At 43.0% G+C, this 18,978-nt stretch carries 20 protein-coding genes; 19 read left to right on the plus strand and 1 reads right to left on the minus strand.

The window, feature by feature from the left end; genetic code table 11:
- Positions 1-91: 91 nt before the first annotated feature.
- The 12 genes from folX to J4N45_RS06845 all read left to right on the plus strand — a co-directional run bounded on the left by folX (position 92) and on the right by J4N45_RS06845 (position 11,237).
- On the plus strand, positions 92-478 hold the full coding sequence (folX, locus tag J4N45_RS06795) for a dihydroneopterin triphosphate 2'-epimerase (protein ID WP_042475366.1): 387 nt from the start codon (positions 92-94) through the stop codon (positions 476-478).
- Positions 478-1,116: a GTP cyclohydrolase I FolE gene (gene folE / locus J4N45_RS06800; protein ID WP_252014227.1), complete on the plus strand. Its 639-nt coding sequence runs from the start codon at positions 478-480 to the stop codon at positions 1,114-1,116. Before folX ends, folE begins: the two co-directional genes overlap by 1 nt.
- Positions 1,113-1,817, plus strand: coding sequence for a dihydromonapterin reductase (gene folM, locus J4N45_RS06805; RefSeq protein ID WP_252014228.1), 705 nt, complete (start codon positions 1,113-1,115; stop codon positions 1,815-1,817). Before folE ends, folM begins: the two co-directional genes overlap by 4 nt.
- 602 nt (positions 1,818-2,419) lie before the next feature.
- Positions 2,420-2,920, plus strand: coding sequence for a toxin-activating lysine-acyltransferase (locus J4N45_RS06810; protein WP_252014229.1), 501 nt, complete (start codon positions 2,420-2,422; stop codon positions 2,918-2,920).
- On the plus strand, positions 2,910-4,274 hold the full coding sequence (locus J4N45_RS06815) for a protein adenylyltransferase SelO family protein (protein ID WP_252014230.1): 1,365 nt from the start codon (positions 2,910-2,912) through the stop codon (positions 4,272-4,274). Before J4N45_RS06810 ends, J4N45_RS06815 begins: the two co-directional genes overlap by 11 nt.
- An 11-nt stretch (positions 4,275-4,285) precedes the next feature.
- A complete protein-coding gene (locus J4N45_RS06820; protein WP_252014231.1) occupies positions 4,286-5,461 on the plus strand; it encodes a glycosyltransferase family 2 protein in 1,176 nt (391 codons plus the stop codon).
- A 52-nt stretch (positions 5,462-5,513) separates the two neighbouring features.
- Entirely contained in the window at positions 5,514-5,777 is a 264-nt protein-coding gene (locus J4N45_RS06825; protein ID WP_252014232.1) for a hypothetical protein, read from the plus strand.
- Positions 5,778-5,826: 49 nt separating this feature from the next.
- Complete coding sequence (locus tag J4N45_RS27255; protein WP_353505879.1) at positions 5,827-6,159, plus strand: DUF6404 family protein; 333 nt, start codon at positions 5,827-5,829, stop codon at positions 6,157-6,159.
- The gene (locus J4N45_RS06830) at positions 6,156-7,151 is read left to right on the plus strand and encodes a radical SAM protein (protein WP_252014233.1); all 996 of its coding nucleotides are present in this window, start codon (positions 6,156-6,158) and stop codon (positions 7,149-7,151) included. Before J4N45_RS27255 ends, J4N45_RS06830 begins: the two co-directional genes overlap by 4 nt.
- A gap of 27 nt (positions 7,152-7,178) precedes the next feature.
- A complete protein-coding gene (locus tag J4N45_RS06835) occupies positions 7,179-8,465 on the plus strand; it encodes an HlyD family secretion protein (protein WP_252014234.1) in 1,287 nt (428 codons plus the stop codon).
- A 2-nt stretch (positions 8,466-8,467) separates the two neighbouring features.
- Entirely contained in the window at positions 8,468-10,612 is a 2,145-nt protein-coding gene (locus tag J4N45_RS06840) for a peptidase domain-containing ABC transporter (protein WP_252014235.1), read from the plus strand.
- Positions 10,605-11,237 carry a DapH/DapD/GlmU-related protein gene (locus J4N45_RS06845; RefSeq protein ID WP_252014236.1) on the plus strand — a complete coding sequence of 211 codons (633 nt, stop codon included), beginning with the start codon at positions 10,605-10,607 and terminating at the stop codon, positions 11,235-11,237. Before J4N45_RS06840 ends, J4N45_RS06845 begins: the two co-directional genes overlap by 8 nt.
- 256 nt (positions 11,238-11,493) lie before the next feature.
- Here J4N45_RS06845 and J4N45_RS06850 read toward each other — a convergent pair whose 3' ends face one another.
- Entirely contained in the window at positions 11,494-12,372 is an 879-nt protein-coding gene (locus tag J4N45_RS06850) for a LysR family transcriptional regulator (RefSeq protein WP_252014237.1), read from the minus strand.
- 157 nt (positions 12,373-12,529) lie between these two features.
- On the opposite strand from J4N45_RS06850, the gene J4N45_RS06855 reads away from it, so the two are divergent.
- The 7 genes from J4N45_RS06855 to J4N45_RS06885 all read left to right on the plus strand — a co-directional run bounded on the left by J4N45_RS06855 (position 12,530) and on the right by J4N45_RS06885 (position 18,975).
- A complete protein-coding gene (locus J4N45_RS06855) occupies positions 12,530-13,318 on the plus strand; it encodes a putative hydro-lyase (RefSeq protein WP_252014238.1) in 789 nt (262 codons plus the stop codon).
- A 20-nt stretch (positions 13,319-13,338) separates the two neighbouring features.
- Positions 13,339-14,073 carry a 5-oxoprolinase subunit PxpA gene (locus tag J4N45_RS06860; protein WP_252014239.1) on the plus strand — a complete coding sequence of 245 codons (735 nt, stop codon included), beginning with the start codon at positions 13,339-13,341 and terminating at the stop codon, positions 14,071-14,073.
- Positions 14,070-14,786: a 5-oxoprolinase subunit PxpB gene (gene pxpB, locus J4N45_RS06865; protein WP_252014240.1), complete on the plus strand. Its 717-nt coding sequence runs from the start codon at positions 14,070-14,072 to the stop codon at positions 14,784-14,786. Before J4N45_RS06860 ends, pxpB begins: the two co-directional genes overlap by 4 nt.
- Entirely contained in the window at positions 14,783-15,709 is a 927-nt protein-coding gene (locus tag J4N45_RS06870) for a 5-oxoprolinase subunit C family protein (protein WP_252014241.1), read from the plus strand. The genes pxpB and J4N45_RS06870 overlap by 4 nt, the downstream gene beginning before the upstream one ends.
- 393 nt (positions 15,710-16,102) lie before the next feature.
- A complete protein-coding gene (locus J4N45_RS06875) occupies positions 16,103-17,158 on the plus strand; it encodes a TRAP transporter substrate-binding protein (protein ID WP_252014242.1) in 1,056 nt (351 codons plus the stop codon).
- 6 nt (positions 17,159-17,164) lie between these two features.
- Positions 17,165-17,698 (plus strand): TRAP transporter small permease subunit, encoded by a 534-nt coding sequence (locus J4N45_RS06880; RefSeq protein WP_252014243.1) that lies wholly within the window; start codon positions 17,165-17,167, stop codon positions 17,696-17,698.
- A complete protein-coding gene (locus J4N45_RS06885) occupies positions 17,695-18,975 on the plus strand; it encodes a TRAP transporter large permease (protein WP_252014244.1) in 1,281 nt (426 codons plus the stop codon). Before J4N45_RS06880 ends, J4N45_RS06885 begins: the two co-directional genes overlap by 4 nt.
- Positions 18,976-18,978 lie beyond the last annotated feature (3 nt).

Consider the following 18,978-nt stretch of genomic DNA (forward strand, 5'->3'; position numbering starts at 1 on the left):
TCGTCTGACCACCTTGTCGCTGGTGCCTTGTTTGATCTTTTCCTACAACCGGCACGTGATCGACATCACCTTCTGATGAGTGGAAATTACAATGAATAACAACGCAATCATTACCATCACGAATCTCAGACTACGTACCTTTATTGGTTTTAATGAGGATGAGAGAACGAAGCAGCAAGACGTCGTAATAAACGCAGAAATCCATTATCCAGCAAACAAGCTTTGCCTTGCTGATGATGTGGATAACGCGCTCAACTACAAAAACATATGCAAAAAAATCATTCAGCACGTGGAATCCGGCAAGTTTCTGCTTCTAGAAAAACTCACCAGCGACGTACTCGGGATCTGTATCGACCACTCGTGGGTGCGATACGCAAAGGTAACGATAGACAAACCCCATGCGTTACGTTTTGCAGATTCCGTCTCGCTTACCTTGAGTTATGAAGCAGATAATGAAACCGTCCGAGGAGAGTTCTAATGCCTAGTATCGAAGCAAATAGAGTGAGAGAAGCTCTTATAGCAAAAGGGCTTGAAACCCCAATGACTGCGAGTGAAATGAGTAGCGATCAGAAATACAACAGGATCAAAGGCCTCCTAACGGAAGTTGTTAGTACCCTTGGACTTGATCTCACCGACGACAGTCTTGCTGAAACACCGCATCGTATTGCAAAGATGTATGTACATGAAATCTTCTCTGGACTGGATTACGACAACTTTCCAAAGATCAGCGTCATAGACAACAAGATGTCAGTTGACGAAATGGTCAATGTGTTAGATATCGATTTAACATCAACGTGCGAACACCATTTCATTACCATTGATGGGCTAGCACAGGTCGCTTACATCCCTAAATCAAAAATACTTGGGTTATCAAAAATAAACAGAATCGTTCGATTCTTTGCCCAACGTCCCCAAGTTCAAGAACGACTCACCCAGCAAATCCTAGTCGCCATACAGACGCTAGTAGAAACAGAGAATGTCGCTGTCACTATCAAAGCGACGCACTACTGCATCAAATCGAGAGGCGTCATGGATGCCAATTCTGAAACGACAACAACTGCTCTCGGTGGAACCTTCAAAACCAACCCACAAACTAGAGCGGAGTTTTTGAGATGAGTGAAACGATTCTAGTAACTGGTGTGGGGAAGCGACTGGGCTTTGCGCTTGCTCAGCAGCTTTTGTCTGATGGATACCGAGTGGTTGGTGCTTACCGAACTGACTATCCGCAACTACAACACCTCCGCGACAATGGTGCCGATCTCCAGCAGGTAGACTTCTATCAAGAATATAGCTTAGAGGCCTTTCTTGACTATGTAGGTCAAGAGTACAAAGTACTTCGAGCCATCATTCATAACGCATCCGATTGGAAACCGGAGAGCAAGGAGAACCCAGCAGAGGATGCGGCACACATTATCAACCAGATGATGACAATACATGCAACCGTGCCTTACTTGGTGAATCTAACGCTCAAAGACCACCTTATGTCTGGTGATACAACGTCAGACATAATCCACATTAGTGATTATGTTGCCGAAAAAGGCAGTAAAAAACACATCGCTTACGCCGCCAGTAAATCTGCACTCAATAACTTGACGCTATCGTTCTCTACAATGCTGGCGCCCAAGGTTAAAGTTAATACTATTTCTCCGGCCATGCTCAAATTCAATGAGCATGACGATGAAGAGTACAAAGCTAAAGCTCTGATCCCTGCAGAGGCCGGTTTTGAGGAAGTAATAGATGGAATCAAGTTTGTTCTGGCAAGTCACTACATGACTGGAAGAACATTGCACCTTGATGGCGGTAGGCATCTGAAGTGAGTCGGTGGTCACTAAATCCAACGCTGTACCATGCGGGTGGTTCTAGCTTCATTGTCTATGGAGAGAGCATCGTAGGGGGCTCTGTTCCACGTGTGCTTGTGTTTTCAAAACTATTATTCCTATCAAAAGGCTCATTCGAGACAAAACAGGCAGCTTTGCTAAAGCTGAGACCAAGCTGGGGGTGACAGCTAACGTGCTAAATCGTGTTCCTCGCCGTAGCTCTATGCCAAGGGCTAGGTGGTGGCACAAACACTGTTTTATGACCTTTACCTTTAGTGTGACACTTAGCAAACCACTTTTATCGTAATTCCTCTTTACGATCTAGAATCACTCCAAATGACATACATCTGAATGATAGGTTCAGTGAAACATCTAAAACGTTTCTCTTCTTCGTCATTACATCTAGCCTTATATCAGCCGAACACTAGGTTGCTAGATAAGCTCTGCGACTTAATTGAACTCGTAAAAGAATGAAATAATTGTGTTTGTCACTGATTCATTATGTGAAGTGATACGAGGAAAGGTGCAAGTGAATGCGATTATGTTCTGTCTTTGTTTTTCAATAGAGACCGTACTCAATAGAAATGCTTGTGCAGGTTGCTATGAAAAATATTTCTGTTTGCCAATTTAATAGTCAATTTTCCGGGTTACCTTATGGGCCTTTAACAAAGATAGAGGTAACTCACGAGTTAGGCCTATTTGTTGAGGTGATGGCTAAGTGTGACAAGAGAAAGGAATTGAATTTGGCTTCATTCCTACACTGGATAAAACCCGCAGTTATACATAGACAGTATAAACTTTTAAAGCTATCAAGCGATGTTGAGTTTACTGGGTATGTTATTTGGGCGTGGGTTGATGATCTAACACTATCTAAGTACATGACTCAAGCTAGGTTCTCGCTTAAGCCAATGAACTGGAATGAAGGCCAGAATTTAATTGTTGTAGATTGGTTTTCGGAGAAAAACACATTCAGCCAGTTGAGAGCTCTATACAAGAATTTTTTGTCATCTACAAAAATAGAAAGAAGTGAAGTTAATATATGTGTTCGTGATGAAACTGGAAACATAATTAAAACCAATAAGCGGAGTATTTATGGCTGCTGAATTTCTTAAAACATACAGGTTTACTTCTAAGGATAACACTCCCTATATTAATGATATTTTACCTGAAGAGTCCTTTGTTCCGTTTGATGCTTATAAAATAAGAGGAACAGAAGTAGTGTGGTTAAATAAAGAGCTTATCCAAGATCATGAAATTGAACTTGATGAAGATGCAATTAAAGATGAATTGATTGAGAATTTTAGCTACGTGTCTAAGGGCTATACCAAGAAGTCGAGAATCGCTACCAATGACAAAAAACAGTTTTTAGCAGACCGGTACGGCTCCAGACATGAAGCGTGTAATGGAGGAAGTGCAAGATGTGGCTTAAATGGGTACTTTCAAATCAAGGGGATAGGACGTAACCCATTAGTAGCTGCAAATATGTCTGAAAGTCATTCACATGGTAAGTTGTTTATAGATGAAGCGATCAGCGAAGCGATTTGGGGTGAAATTTGTCATAAGCATTTGCCTTACGGAGCAATACGCACACTCGCTATAATCAAGACAAACGTAAAGCATGTGTATGAGTACTCAGACGACGTAATTGACAAACATTGCGCCCTAGCAATAAGGCAGGTTTGTGTTCGTCCAGCTCATTTTGAGCGTTGCACGTTTTTTTGGCCTGAGGAAAAATACAGTTATCTCCGTGATAATGACGCACTTCGTGTTCGGAAGACTATCCCTTATCTTTCTAAACTCCTTTTAGGGAGACTGGATACTAGTTCCATAGAAGAAACTTTAAATAACATGATAGACCGTCTGGCTTGCCAGATTGCTGCATCAAGAGTGAAAGGGATCCCACACGGCTCTCTAACAAGCTCGAACATATCGATTGATGGTCGATTTTTAGATTTTGGTACCATAACAGCGGTGCCAGATTTTGGTAATTATGTTTTGGCAAATGGTGTCGGCGCGGTATGGGATGACCATGAACTCATAGAATCCTGGCTGGTTAACTTCATAGATACGTTTAATCACTACTCAGAAGGCGAATTGACACCAAGTCAAATAAGAAAGTACTCATATGATTTCTCGCAATTATTGGAACAATATGAGAATAAATTTCTGTTATTAGAGCTAGGTGTCGAAGATTACTCACCTTCGAATATCGATAAATCACGCTTTTTAAAAATGCGCTTCAAATGCGAAGAACGCAGGTTTATTACTCGATTTAACGATTGTAAGTTTCGTCAGGAATTGCTCATTGAAGCGAAATCTATTGGGTTTAATATCAAATCTGTTAGGTTCCCATTACGAAAAGCCAGATACTCATCGTTTACTATGCTTCAAGGTCATTTGAATGGAAATTATGACTATCGGACAGTTAGTCAATTTATTAACGATTACTTGTCATAAGCGAGATGATTATGATTGACATGATAGAAGCGATCTTGATTACTACTTCTTTACTCTCATTTTGTACTACTCTTGTCTTGTTTGGGTGTTACAAACTTAAAAAGCCTAGATACAATAATAATTTCGAACCTAAAGTTTCAATATTCTTACCTTTTTATAACGAAAATGAACAGCACTTGCTATGTGCATTAGACAAATTGAATAATCAGATCTATTCAAGTCGAATTCAAGTAATAGTTATTGATGATGGGTCTACTAATAATGTAATAGCTAAAGTTAAAGACTGGATTTCTAAGACCGAGCTAAAACAAGACTTTCAAATTGTAGAAAGGGCTGTTAATGGAGGCAGAAAGGGCTACGCACTCGATCATGTATTAGAGCTTGGCGTTGCTACTGGCGATGCGTACGTCGTTGTAGACAGTGACACGTATGTAGAGCCCCATGGTATCTATGAGCTAGTCACTAGGCTTTGGTCTGATGAAAAATACGCTGCTGTTTGCGGTTACATCACGCCAGAGAATCATAACGAGAGTTTCATTGGTAAATTGCAACACTATGAACATGTTAGTTTCTATGGCGCGATAAGAGCGGCTCAAGACAAACTGGGTTGTGTTCCGGTATTAGCAGGCGCGTTTGTCGCTCACCGAGCGTCCGTTGTAAAACAGTTAGGAGGATGGAGTGAATGGTTAGTTGAAGACATTGCTTGGTGTTGGAAAGCACTATCAAATGGATATCGAACAGGTTACGCACCTAAAGCAAAGGCGACAACTCAATGTCCAACTGATACTAAAGGGTTGTTCAATCAACGCCGACGCTGGTCTCGAGGTCGCGTAGAGGCCTATGCCGAAGCTTGGAAAACACATTGGATAGCTGGCTTGTTCGCATCGCCTTGGTTTCTCTTGACAGCGACACAGTACATATTTCCATCTAGCATTATTTTATTTGGATTTATGGTAACAATGGGTATTTGGATTCCTATAGTAATCGGCTTTCTAAACATAATAGTCTACTTTCTATTGGTGCGGTCCTTTATAAAAGATTTCGATTTATCCAGTGATTTTTCAAATCTACAAGTATTAAAAGCACCGGTATATTCCGCTTTGTTGGAGTTTATTACATGGTTACCTAACCTACTTGGTTATTCAGATGAAGTTCTAGGCAAGAAGAAAGGTTGGTTAACTAGATAGTTTCTATGAGCGCAGTACTCTTCTACTGTAATTAAATATAAGGAAATAACTGATGTATAACTTAAGTGTTGATGAAATTTCAATGGTTGATGGTGGTGGTGATGGTGGTTCATCTAATAAAAACTACTCAGGATACCCAGCAAAGAATGGTAGCTATAATAAACCAAGTCAAGGTTCACTCAGTCCATCATGTGTTGGTGGTGCTCTAGCTGGCTTCTTGGGAGGGGTGATGACCGGAGGACTTCTCGGTGGCGCTGTTGGTTTAAATGGTGGTGCTTATGCTGGTGGTTGTTACAATGGAAATGGTGGCTATTAATTAGCTATAAGCGTCAGCAAAGCTGGCGCTTATATATAAAAGGTTTGTGATGAATAAAGAATACTCTAAAAAATACTCTAGTGCGCTTCAGGAACTTAGAGAGCATAACATATCTAATTTACCTTATATAAGGTTATTAAATTATATTGGTGTTAATATTAGGCCTTTTCAGTATAGTGGTTTTATAATGAGTGGGTTGAGTATATATCCGCTTTGGTTTCTTCTATTCAATTTTTTGGTGATTATTTTTGGTGATGAACATTTGATAGGTGGTTATGTTTATAATGCCTTCTTTGTTCCTTTATTATTTTCATTGATTAGCGCTCTATTTTTCCTAGTTCAACGGAAGATTTATAAACTAAAGCGTTGGGAGGAGTTATGACTCGAAAGATTCTGATGGAAGTTAACGGGAATAACTACTGTAAGGTGAATTGGGCTCTTACAAATAAGTGCAACTATACATGTAATTACTGCCATGCTGACCTTAATAACGGGACAATTAAATCTCCACCTTTCGAAGTGTCAAAAAAATTTGTAGACCTAATGTCATCTCAGTGTAGGCTTTTAGAGCAGTCCCTATCTTTCGAGTTTGGTGGCGGAGAAGTAACACTTCTGCGCTACTTTGGGGAATTAATAAAGTACATAAATGAAACTGATGGATTAGTTACGATAGTGTCAAATGGTACAAAACCATTAGAATGGTGGCAAAAATATGCTCAATACTTAAACGGTGTTAGTCTCAGTTTTCATATCGATGAAGCCAAATGTGAATCTCATTTCTTCAAGGTTTCAAAAGTTCTTGAATCTGCTCAGAACACTCGTTTTCACGTCAACGTCATGATGGTTCCCGAACGTTTTGATGACTGCCTAGACTTCGCAAACAGGTTAAAGCGGCAAGTCAATTGTACTATTGCCCTCCAACCTCTTTTTGAAGGCTTTGGTCATGGTGGTATAACTGATAAGTATCCATACACACCTAAACAAGAGCAAATAATGAAAGACTTTCGAGGTCGACCAGAACTCAAAAACCTTCCACCATCAATGGCCGAGTTAGAATTAAATTATACAGACGGTACAACAGAAAGCCTGTCGACTTTTGAACTACTCACCAATGATCAAACTAACTTCGTTGGTTGGGATTGCTATGCTGGTATTGAAACTCTAGTTGTTACATTTAGTGGTGATATTTATCGTTCTTGGTGTATGCAAGATGGTCCTATTGGTTCTATTTATGACGAGAACATCGATCTTCCAACTCACCCAACCAAGTGTAGGACCAAGATTTGCCAGTGTGGTGTCGATTTGTCGGCCAAAAAAATCAATACAAAGTTGATTTCAAATAGGCAGTTAGAAATAGCAGTGACGCAGCTTTAACCTCATTGATTGGGGAAAGGATTACCCGTGGTAGTTAGAGCCAAGAACCTATATCGGCCTGAGTATTTTGAGGCGCAACGCTCAGGCAATCAAGGATCAATTTTGATTGACGCTTCACTAAATCAGCGTTTGTTCGTAACAGCTTCAGTGTTTGTATTGATGGCGATTATTTTTTTTGTTGTTTTTGCGGAGTATACGCGCAGGGCCACACTTAATGGTGTGGTCAGCCCTACTGGCGGTATCGTAAAGATACAAGCTAATGATGGAGGGTATGTGGAAAGCGTATTCGTTATCGAAGGTCAAAAAGTGCTCGTAGGCGAGCCTTTATATGAGATTAAAACTGAGCGATATGACGAGTTTGGTCAAGGTGTAAAAAAACGTCTTGTAATTAACATTGAAAATCAAATTGCTTTACTAAGTGAACGCCGAAATAAAGAAGTAGAAAAATATGAACATCAATTAGCGGCCATTGAAGATGACTTGGCGCGCTTGTCTGAAGAGGAAGGCATACTGAAGGTAGTTGTAGACTTATCAGAACAAGAGTTAAACCTTGCTCAAACTTTGGTCGATAAACAGTTAGTTTTAGTTAATAAGCAGTTTATCTCCCCTATTGAGCATCAAAGGCAAAAGATTGACCTAATCGCATTAGAATCTAAGGTACAAACTCAGCGCCTCAGTTTCCAACGCTTGGTAAGAGAAAGAGCTAAGTTGGAAGAAACAAAACAGAGACTCCAGCTAGATCTCGACATTAGCCTTCAGGAAATAGACCGCCAGCTCCAACAAATCGTTCAAAATAAAATAGAGTTCTTTTATCAAACAGATACTCAGATTGTATCACCGATCAATGGTGTTGTTGCTTCGATTTTTGTTAAGGAAGGGCACTCAGTGCATGAAGGTCAACCACTACTTGTTGTGATCCCCGACGGTGAGGAGCCAGTCGTTATTGAGTTGTACGCGCCGAGCCGCAGTATAGGGTTTATTGAAACAGGTCAACTCGTTCGCTTGCGGTTTGATGCGTTTCCCTATGAGAAATTTGGTGTTCAACAAGGAGTTATCACATCCATATCACAATCTGCCGTCTCTGCTGAGATGTTACCAAATAGCCCATTAATTCAAAGTCAGCTTTCACGGACTCATGGGGGTGTGGGCTTGTACCAAGTAAGAGTCAAATTAGATAAACCCACTATCACGATTTACGGAGAGGAACAGACGTTTGTTCCGGGAATGACATTGACCGCAGATATTGAACTAGATACGCGCAAGGTTTATGAGTGGCTGTTGGAACCTTTGTATACCATTAAAGGGCGAATGTAACCATGCATGCAGAAGGACTGATAAATTGGGCGTGGTGTAAGACACTTCCTTTAATCCGACAAACAGAAAAGGCGGAATGTGGTATTGCTTGTCTCGCGATGGTTGCCGATTGGCACGGTTATAGAACGGATCTGCGATCACTTAGATCAAAATGCGGAATTACCCAACATGGTATGTCATTCGCACGACTTATTGAGTGTGGTGCCCTTCTTAAGCTTTCTGGACGTGCCGTACGCTTAGATTTGAATGAGTTGGAAAAATTATCCACCCCTTGCATTTTACATTGGAATCTCAATCACTTCGTTGTTCTAAAAAAAGTGAGTGGAAAGAAAATTGAAATTCACGACCCAGCCAATGGTGCATTGACAATGAATCTTGATGAGGTCAACAAACATTTCACCGGAATTGCCCTGGAGCTCACACCAACTCACGAGTTTGAAGAAAAAGTAGAAAGTAAGGTCGTTCGGCTATCAACTCTAATCGGTAAAACTATTGGCCTTAGAGGAGCGTTGGGACGGATCTTTGTATTCGCGTTCGTATTAGAAATATTGGCGCTTACTTTGCCTATTTTCAATCAAATTGTGATTGATGAGGTGTTAGTTGGTTATGACAAAAATCTTCTTGTACTGGTCATTGGAGCCATACTTCTGGTAACCGCGACACAAACACTAATTGGCCTTGCTCAGCAATGGGCGACAATCAAACTATCCGTAAATTTTAATATGCAGTGGGCTGCAAATGTTTTCCATCATTTGTTTCGATTGCCAGTAGATTGGTTTGAAAAGAGAGATATAGGGAGTATTAGTGCTAAGTTCTCCGCAGTGGATGTCATTCAGCAAACACTAACAACAAGTGCAATTCAAGCTCTACTAGATTTAGTGTTAGTAATTGGCACACTGTCGGTAATGTTAGTGTATAGCCCTCAATTATCGATTATTGCAATTACTGCAGCATTAGGTTACGTCGCTCTTAGGTTTGCATGGTTTAGTGCGTTTAAACGTGCTGAAGAAAATACTTGGGAAGCTAGTACACAAGAGGAAAGCTATTTCATTGAAACAGTTCGAGGAGTATTGAGCTTGCGAGTTAATGGTACATTGCCTTTGCGCGAGTCATGTTGGAAAAACCTTAGTATTAATCGAAGAAACGCACAGCTACACGAGCAAAAACTAAGTATGGTCTACAACACAATGAACGTGACGATTGTAAGTTTGGTGTCTGCGACAGTTCTCTGGTTTGGTGCAAATTTAGTATTAGATGGACTGTTTACAATCGGCATGCTCATGGCATTTCTTTCATATCAAGGTCGATTCTCTGCCAGCATTAGCTCATTAATCGATAAGTACTTCGAATTTAAGATGTTATCAGTGTACAACGAGCGTTTAGCTGATATTGTTTTGACTGAAAAAGAACCTCATACCGTACCTGATAACATAGGGTTACCTGCTGTAACGCTCAATGAGTGTGATAATGCGATCGAGTTCGACAATGTTTATTTCTCTTATGGAAAAGATCAGCCACCAATTCTTAACGGTGCAAGCTTCAGTGTGAGAAATAATGAAATTGTTGCATTAGTCGGTCCATCTGGCTGTGGCAAGTCAACGATTTCGAAGCTTTTGTTGGGGATATATTCAGTCAATAAGGGCAACATTATTTACTTTGGTAATAAACCAATGACCTCTAAATCCCTTCGAGCTGAAGTAGGTGCAGTGTTGCAAGAGGACCAGCTGTTTAGTGGCTCGATTATCGAAAACATTACTTTCTTTGCTAATGAGTTAGATGAAGAGTGGCTTTTGGAGTGTGCTCGTAGCGCAGGTGTGCATGATGATATCGAACGCTTAAATATGGGCTATCATACGTTGGTAGGAGAGATGGGCTCTAGTCTCTCTGGCGGTCAAAAACAACGAATTCTCATTGCGCGAGCCCTGTATAAAAAACCTAAATTTCTTGTGCTCGATGAGGCAACAAGTAGCTTAGACATCTACACGGAATCGCATGTCTGCCAGATGTTTAAAGCAATCAATATACCAATTTTGATGATAGCTCATCGTCCGGAAACCATTGCGTCAGCTGATCGAGTATTGCTATTAGATGGTGGTGTAGTTCAAGAAATTCCTAATAACTTTAGAAAGGAGGCTGAAGATGTATAAATCTGAGAGAATACTCTCTCCCGATAGTCACTCTGAATTGTCTGAAGTTGAGCTAATGAACCAATATGGTAAATACTTTGGTCTGGAACATTGGGTAACATTTTCCGGGTGTCCATCTGTTACGCTTACTAGGGTTGGTTCCAAAGGTTCTGAAAGTCTAGCAATAGTAAGTGATACGATTGCTATCGATTCAGGCTGTTATATCGAGTCATCTTGTTTTCCGGCTTTTCCTTCTGGTATCACTAAGTTGACAAGTGTTTCAGTCAACGATGGGCCGTTTGGAAAGATAGTTATCGGGAAAGGGTGTGTGCTCCAAGGGACTTCTATATGTGCATACAGCAAAGTTTCGATTGGAAACAATGTGATTTTTGGTCCCAACACCGTGGTTATGGACTGTAGCGGTCATGCCCTTACAAATCGAGGGCACCCGGATGAACTTGATAAGCTAAAGGCTGAACCCGTTAAAATTGGCAATGATGTTTGGGTCGGTTACGGATGTATTATTCTTCCCGGTGTGAGCATAGGTGATGGTTCTGTCATAGGGGCTGGCAGTGTGGTTACAAAAGATATTCCTGCTAATTGTATGGCTGCTGGCAACCCATGCACCGTAAAAAAATGCCTTTAACTTAGTTGAAAGCGTACTTCAAACAATAAGACTCCTACGCCTTTCACTGCTAGCAGTTGCTGTACTACCTGATTGTAAAAGTATTCCATCTGTTACCATTCCTAAATCACTGCCTTTAGCTTTGGTGATTGTTAACTGGGGAGCGGGGACAGAATTCGGCGTTACCTTGGTCTCACAGTTCAAAGCGGGTCTACGCCGTTGGTTTCAACATAAATAGCCATCGGATTTGAAGGACAATTAGTCTGAATTGCTATAGCTAAGCATCAATGATTTCCTTTACTAATCCTACAGTGGCCTCCACAAGTATGTTATCCGGTGAAGGTAGGTAAGATACAGTAAACTTTAGCGGAGACGGGGACCATTCGGCATCAATTATCTGCAGAGCTCCTGTTTGAAGTTGGGGCTCAATTACCTCTCTTGGCAAACTGCCAACGCCCACGCCATTTTCAACCATCTTAACGCCCGTTGATAGCGAGCTTACGGAATAGAACTGAACCGAACGTAGGTTATTGTCCGCAAAGTGTCTCGCAACCTCGTGATAGGGCAAAGTATTGCGGGCATAGGTGATGATCGGCCAATTTGCGAAGCTTGACGTCGTGCTTTTTGCTTCTAATTCCAGTGATGGGCTAGCAACCCAATGCAGTGGGTATTCGCAGGCCATGTGATTGATGACCGATGGCTCTGGTACGGGACCTAATAAGATGGCGATGTCGATATTGTGCGCTAGCAACTCTTTACTGAGGTTAACGGTGAGGTCGACTACTAGCTCTACTTCAATATCGGGATACTTGTCATTGATTGCGGCCAATAGCTGGGGAAGCCAAGTGTGTACTATGGTTTCCGCTACTCCGATTCTTAACAGTCCGGACAGTGCGGTTGCCGCGTTGGCTCGGTAACAAAACTGTGCGGCTTTGGCTAGAATATTTTCTGCAAGCGGCAACAATTCTCGACCTTTCGCTGTCAGCGTGACGGCACCTTTATCGCGATTAAACAGTTGTGTTCCTAACGACTCTTCCAAGTTTGATATTCGCGTAGAGATAGCGGGCTGTGTTGTGCATAGGTGGTCAGCCGCATGTCGAAAGCTCCCTAGGTTAGCGATCCAGACAAAAGTTTCAAGCTGTTTCAGATTTAGCATTGTTAAGAAACTCCATTTCCTTGCCTACACGATGAGTTAGGCTTTGCTGATAAATAATATTTATCAATATACCCAAAAAAACGCAAATAGACATTATGCGTAGATACCGTAGTGTTACTTATTGTTAATAGTCCGATAACTCAAGGGAGTGATTTACATGTCGGTATCGCAACTTTCAGTAGAGCAGCTTCGCCAGCAAATTCGAAATAATGACTACAAAGGATCGACTAGTGGTCTAGCTCAGTCTTATTTACAAGCCAATTTAGTGATTTTGCCAAAAGACTGGGCCAATGAGTTTCTTCTTTTTTGTCAGCGTAACCCTGTTGCATGCCCTTTAATTGGCATGACAGAGCCTGGCAGTAAATCTTTGCAAGAGATTGGTATTGATATCGATATTAGTCGCGATGTTCCAGAGTACCACGTGTTCCGTAACGGTGAGTTTGAGGCTAGTGTTTGCGACCTGACGGAGATTTGGTGCGATGACTTTGTGGTATTTGTTCTGGGCTGCTCATTTTCATTTGAGGATGCCTTAATGCAAGCAGGGCTTAAGGTTAGGAATATCGAGGAAGGGTGCAATGTGTCGATGTATGACACACAGTTGGCGTGTCATTCGGCCGGTCGTTTTCATGGCAACATGGTGGTGTCGATGAGACCTTTTACCCCTAGCGACGCTATTCGAGCCGTTCAAGTGACCACGCGATTCCCGAAAGCACATGGTGCGCCTATCCACTTCGGTAACCCTTTAGCGATTGGTATATCAGACGTTACAACGCCAAGCTATGGTGATGCAGTAGAAATTAAGCATGATGAAGTGCCTGTGTTTTGGGCGTGTGGTGTTACTCCGCAAAATGTCATTCGCCACAGTAAACCGCCGATTTGTATTACTCATGCACCAGGCAAGATGCTGATAACGGATCGTCTAAACAACGAGTTGTCGTTTATGTAATTGCTTGAGAGAGGTTATCGATGAAACTTAATTGCGATATGGGTGAAAGCTTCGGTCTTTGGAAACTTGGCGAGGATGAGGCGGTCATGCCTTATCTTGATATGGCTAACATAGCATGTGGCATGCATGCTTCTGATCCAATGGTCATGAAGAAAACCATCGAATTAGCAAATCAATATGGTGTCACCATAGGGGCACACCCCGGCTATCCTGATCTTCAGGGCTTTGGACGTCGGACAATGCAGATGACGACAGCGGAACTTGAGAGTTTCTTTGTTTATCAGCTAGGAGCCCTTGAAGGCTTGTGTCGAAGCGAAGCGACTCGAATTCAGTACGTGAAACCGCATGGTGCGCTCTACAATACCATGATGAAAGATGACGCTGTGATGTGTTCTTTGTTAAAGGCGCTGAGCAGGTTTAACCCTCAGTTACCCCTAGTGGTTATGGCTGTTCCGGAACGTGACCACTATCTGGAACTCGCATCCGACTATGGTGTCGAGTTGTTTTTTGAAGCCTTTGTTGACCGCGTCTATGCGGATGATGGACGTTTAACTCCTCGTACCTTGCAGGGATCATCACACACCTCGATTGAGACCATCAAATCCCAAGCCATACAATTAATAGAAAATCAGTCAGTGACTTCTATCTCTGGAAAAACCTTACCCGTTGTAGCGGATACGCTTTGTATTCACGGTGACGGAGCGTTGGCACGTCAAATAGCGACGGTCATTCGCAGTCAACTGGAGTGTGTATGACGATAAATCCGGTCAACGAGAATACGGTTATTATTTACCTTGCAGACGAAGTGACGCCTGATGTCGCGCGACGCGTTGCGAGTGTTATCCCTCAAATCAAGCAATCTTTGGGACAAAACTTGGTCGATATCGTGCCCTCATACACCTCGGTACTAGTCAGTTTTGACCTTAAAGGGATGGGACTTAGGGAGGCGCTTCAATTGCTTCAAAGCTCAATCTCAACTTGTGAAGGTGAAACAGAGTCGAGCTCAGTGAAGACCATAGAACTCCCAGTTTATTATGGTGAGGAGGTCGGTTTGGATCTTCATGACATTTGTGAGCATACGGGGTTAAGTATTGAAGAGGTGGTTCAAATTCATTCAACCACTAGCTATCAGGTCTATGCCATCGGATTTGCTCCGGGGTTTGCCTATCTTGGTAACACCGATCCAAGGCTTGAGATACCGCGCAAACAGACCCCTAGATTAAAGGTGCCAAAAGGGAGTTTGGCAATCGCAGATCGGCAAACTGCCATCTATCCCAAGCAATCTCCTGGGGGGTGGCAGATTATCGGTCGGACGCCTATCGATTTGATTGATTTTGAAAGAGAAAATCTGACGATGTTTGAAATGGGGGCGCAAGTATCTTTTAAACCTATTACTAGAGAGCAGTTTTTAGAAATGGGAGGCGATCTCGAGGATCAAGAAGCCCAGCAAGAGCGGAGGTGCGCGTGACTATCAAGGTTATTTCGGGTGGACCGTTAAGTTTAGTGCAAGACTTGGGTCGCTTTGGACATCAGTCAATTGGGGTGACAACTGGTGGACCTATGGATGAGCATGCGTTTCTCTGGGCAAATCGCTTACTTGGCAATACTCAGGATGCCGCGCAGATCGAAGTGACTCTCGGTCATTTTAGTTGTGAGTTTGAAGTGAACACAACGGTCGCCATAACTGGTGCTGATTTGGGAGCTTGTATAAACGACATACCTATAGAAATATGGCGAGCGCATAACGTTAATGCCGGGGACCGATTACGATTTACGGCTGCAAAGAAGGGTCTAAGAGCTTATATTGCTGTCGTTGGCGGGTTCAGAACGACAAAGACGCTCGATAGTTGTGCCACTGTTATGAGGGACCAACTTGGAGGCCTTTGTGGCAAGGGAAAAAAACTCGATGCAGGCGATCGTATCAACTGCCTTAACAGCAAACCTAGGCTCGTCACACGAGTGCCGGCACCGTTCATTCCCGACTATAAAGAGGCGGTGGTTCTTGAGGTTATCCCAAGTTATCAATACCAAGAGTTTAGTCGAACGCAAAGGCAGCGCTTCTTTGATTCTACTTATACGATAACACCTCAAATTGATCGTATGGGCTGCAGGCTATCGGGAAACGCGGTTGAGTTCGACAAGAGTTCGTTGATATCTGAAGGGATAGCCTTGGGTGCAGTACAAATCCCTGCTGACGGACAGCCCATTGTGCTTCTTAAAGATAGGCAAACTATAGGTGGCTACCCCAAAATTGGATGCCTCACAAACAAGAGTCTCAATCTTCTCGCGCAGTGCACACCTGGTACTCAAGTTCAATTCGTGGAGAAAGACATCTTTCAAGCCGAGTCTGAGCGCGTGATCGAGCAACGCTTCTTTCACCACTCAATCTAAGCCCCACTTTCTTGTATTTATTCCTAATTTTGCTGCCTCATAGAGGCAGCTATTACTCATGTCATAGTGAACGCTAGCTAACTAAAATATATCCCCTTGAACGGCTTCTTGCGGTATGACATTTGAGTTGTGACTTCGCTATCAAACTTGTAACTATCCCTTTACTTATATGACCTTATATTGACCAATTAAATAATTGCCTATGAAATAATTCTTCCTTTATATCATCTACATAAATGCAACGGAGCTGCTCGTGATAAAAGAAATTTATGGGAATAGTAAGAAATTTATAATTGGACTCTATCGGTTGTTGCAAAGATGATAAAAATGAAAACGAACTGTAATGTACTCGCCGGTTGAGTTCAGGGCCGGTCAGAAGAAAGGAATCTACTTATGTCAAAACTACGTTCTAAGAAACTTCTCACCCTAGCGGTCACTTCTATCCTTGCGTCTGGTTCGCTGCACGCTAGTGATACACTCTCTGTCGTTGGCAGTTGGAGTAGCCTGCCGCTCAATAAGCAATTTGAAACGCCTTTCTGGACCCAAATCCTCCCTGAAGCAAGCAACAATGAGTTCCAGGTTCAAATGACCACACACGACCAGATGGGTATTGGAAGTGGTGATGTCTATCGCATGCTTGGTGATGGTGTGTTCAATGTCGGCATGACGGTTGCGGATTATGCAGTTTCTGATTCACCTGCTTTAGAGTCTCTTGATGTTCCTCTGATTGCCACCAGCGTCGATGAATTTAAGCAAGTCGTTGATGCAGGGCGACCTATGGTAGACAGCATCTATGAGCAAACCTTCAACTCAAAGGTTCTAGCTATCGCGCCTTACCCTCCGCAAGTCGTATTCTGTAAAACTGAAGTGGCGTCATTAGATGATCTTTCAGGCAAAAAAATCCGCGCATCAGGACGCATGACAGCGAAGTTCCTTGAAGCGTTAGGAGCGCAAAGTGTCAACGTGAGCTTTGGTGAAGTTCCTGGAGCACTGCAAAAAGGTCTGATTGATTGTGCAGTGACTGGAGCAGGCTCGGGTTACAGCGCAGGTTGGTGGGAGGTGAGTACACACCTTTACACCTTGCCAATTGGCGGATGGGATCCTGTTGTGACCGCAATGAACCTAGATAAATGGAACTCGCTAAGCGCAGAGCAGCAAACCTTCTTAGTGGATGTTCTAAATCGTAAGTTTGAACAACCTGTTTGGGAAGAAGCACAGGCAACCATCGAAGAAAACGTGGCTTGTTTGACGGGTAATGGACCTTGTAGCAAAGGCGAGACTCGTAACCTAACGTTAGTGGAACCAAGTGAAGAAGATAAGGCTAAAGCGAGACAAGTAGTTGAAAATACAGTTCTTCCGGACTGGTCGAAGCGAGCTGGTGCTGATTGGACACAAGTATGGAATGACTCTATCGGCAAGGTAGTGGGTCTATCTGCTGATAAGGGATAATTGCTTATGAACATGATTGTCACTATTTTGAAGCGCATAAATGATTGGGTTGCTGTAGTCGCGGGCATTGCTTTGCTTGGAGGGATTTTGCTCATCTGTGCCGAGATAGTTTCTCGTGCGCTCTCTGTTCCCTTTTCAATTTCAGAAGAAATATCGGGCTATATTATGGCATCGATTACGAGTTGGGGAATTAGCTACGGGTTGCTCAATCATGCTCATGTTCGCATCGACATCTTAAGAGTAAAAACGTCGGAGCGTGTCCGTTCATTACTCGACCTTATCTCAATTGCCTCCGTCTCTTTTGTTGCGATATACGTCGCAACAAAAGCCATCACCGTCTTAGAGAAGAGTATCAAGTCAGGTGCTCTTGCGAACACCGCGTTAGAGACGCCACTTATTATCCCGCAGTCTATTTGGTTTGCTGGCTGGATATGGTTCGCGATTTCTTCTACGGGGCTGTTAATCGTAGGTGTGTATCTGTTCTTCAAAAAACGACCTGAAGAAGTGGACTCTATTATTGGTGTGAGGGCAGAAGCATGATTGCATTTACGGCAGGCGGTTTGCTGGGGCTGCTCACCTTATCTATCCCAGTAGGTATTGCTCTATTTCTATTAGCGTTTGGCATTGACCAGTTTTTTAGTTTCTTTCCATTGATGAGAGGGCTAGGGCAGGTACTTTGGTCTTCGTCTAATCACTCCACCTTGATTGCAATCCCGCTTTTCGTGCTCATCGGTGAGATTTTGTTGCGTAGCGGTGTAGCTTCGAAAACATACATGTCTCTCAATAAGTGGGTTGCGTGGCTTCCAGGTGGTCTCATTCATGCAAACATCGCGACCTCAACGATGTTCTCTGCCACATCCGGGTCTTCTGTCGCGACTGCAGCAACCGTTGCTCGCGTCGCGACGCCTCACGCTGAAAAACTTGGCTATGACCAGAAGTTATTCACTGGCTCAATTGCGGCTGGCGGTACGCTTGGCATTCTCATCCCACCCTCGATCAACCTGATTGTCTACGGTTTCTTAACCGAAAGCTCAATACCTCAGCTATTCCTTGCCGGAATAGTACCAGGTTTGGGTATGGCGATTCTGTTTATGCTAGCCACTATTATCATGTGCAGCGTCAAACCAAGCTTAGGCGGTCCGAGACAGTTTTACTCATGGAAAGAGAAGATTGAGGCGCTAAGCGATCTGATACCAATCATGGTTCTCTTAGTCAGTATCGTTGGTTCGATTTACGCAGGCTGGGCGACCCCGACCGAAGCGGCGGCCGTCGGTGCAGTGTTTGCTATGATCATCGCTACCGTGAATCGATCATTTTCGACCGAGATGCTTCTCGACTCACTTAAAGGCACGATTCGAATTACCTCAATGATCATGCTGGTGGTACTAGGTGCTTATGTCCTCAACTTCGCAATGACGGCTGCGGGGATTGGTCGAGTGCTACAAAGCGCCATTGAATCGGTAGGTCTAAATCCTATTACGACTTTGCTGATCATTATCGCTATGTATGTATTGCTCGGCTTCTTTATTGAGACGCTCTCTTTGATGGTAGTGACTATCCCGATCGTCGTACCGATCATTGTTCAACTCGGCTACGACAAGATTTGGTTTGGTATCCTAATGATTGTTCTGGTTGAAATGGCGCTCATTACGCCACCAGTAGGATTGAATCTCTACGTCGTTAACTCGTCGAGAGTGAAAGGCAAGATGCAAGATGTGATTCTTGGCAGCTTACCTTACGTCATGATCATGATCTTAATGGTCGTTCTATTAATTCTGTTCCCATCCATCGCGCTTTATCTCCCAACCAACTTTTGAGGT

The sequence above is a fragment of the Vibrio sp. SCSIO 43140 genome (assembly GCF_023716585.1).
In the GTDB taxonomy this organism is placed as follows: domain Bacteria; phylum Pseudomonadota; class Gammaproteobacteria; order Enterobacterales; family Vibrionaceae; genus Vibrio; species Vibrio maritimus_B.

Bases quoted from the DNA above. Each gene is read 5' to 3' on its own strand.
- J4N45_RS06855 (WP_252014238.1), top strand. From the start codon at position 12,530: ATGTCGGTATCGCAACTTTCAGTAGAGCAGCTTCGCCAGCAAATTCGA.
- J4N45_RS06885 (WP_252014244.1), top strand. From the start codon at position 17,695: ATGATTGCATTTACGGCAGGCGGTTTGCTGGGGCTGCTCACCTTATCT.
- J4N45_RS06860 (WP_252014239.1), top strand. From the start codon at position 13,339: ATGAAACTTAATTGCGATATGGGTGAAAGCTTCGGTCTTTGGAAACTT.
- folX (WP_042475366.1), top strand. From the start codon at position 92: ATGAATAACAACGCAATCATTACCATCACGAATCTCAGACTACGTACC.
- J4N45_RS27255 (WP_353505879.1), top strand. From the start codon at position 5,827: ATGAATAAAGAATACTCTAAAAAATACTCTAGTGCGCTTCAGGAACTT.
- J4N45_RS06875 (WP_252014242.1), top strand. From the start codon at position 16,103: ATGTCAAAACTACGTTCTAAGAAACTTCTCACCCTAGCGGTCACTTCT.
- J4N45_RS06845 (WP_252014236.1), top strand. From the start codon at position 10,605: ATGTATAAATCTGAGAGAATACTCTCTCCCGATAGTCACTCTGAATTG.
- J4N45_RS06840 (WP_252014235.1), top strand. From the start codon at position 8,468: ATGCATGCAGAAGGACTGATAAATTGGGCGTGGTGTAAGACACTTCCT.
- J4N45_RS06820 (WP_252014231.1), top strand. From the start codon at position 4,286: ATGATTGACATGATAGAAGCGATCTTGATTACTACTTCTTTACTCTCA.
- J4N45_RS06830 (WP_252014233.1), top strand. From the start codon at position 6,156: ATGACTCGAAAGATTCTGATGGAAGTTAACGGGAATAACTACTGTAAG.
- folE (WP_252014227.1), top strand. From the start codon at position 478: ATGCCTAGTATCGAAGCAAATAGAGTGAGAGAAGCTCTTATAGCAAAA.
- pxpB (WP_252014240.1), top strand. From the start codon at position 14,070: ATGACGATAAATCCGGTCAACGAGAATACGGTTATTATTTACCTTGCA.
- J4N45_RS06850 (WP_252014237.1), bottom strand. From the start codon at position 12,372: ATGCTAAATCTGAAACAGCTTGAAACTTTTGTCTGGATCGCTAACCTA.
- J4N45_RS06810 (WP_252014229.1), top strand. From the start codon at position 2,420: ATGAAAAATATTTCTGTTTGCCAATTTAATAGTCAATTTTCCGGGTTA.
- J4N45_RS06880 (WP_252014243.1), top strand. From the start codon at position 17,165: ATGAACATGATTGTCACTATTTTGAAGCGCATAAATGATTGGGTTGCT.
- J4N45_RS06815 (WP_252014230.1), top strand. From the start codon at position 2,910: ATGGCTGCTGAATTTCTTAAAACATACAGGTTTACTTCTAAGGATAAC.
- J4N45_RS06825 (WP_252014232.1), top strand. From the start codon at position 5,514: ATGTATAACTTAAGTGTTGATGAAATTTCAATGGTTGATGGTGGTGGT.
- folM (WP_252014228.1), top strand. From the start codon at position 1,113: ATGAGTGAAACGATTCTAGTAACTGGTGTGGGGAAGCGACTGGGCTTT.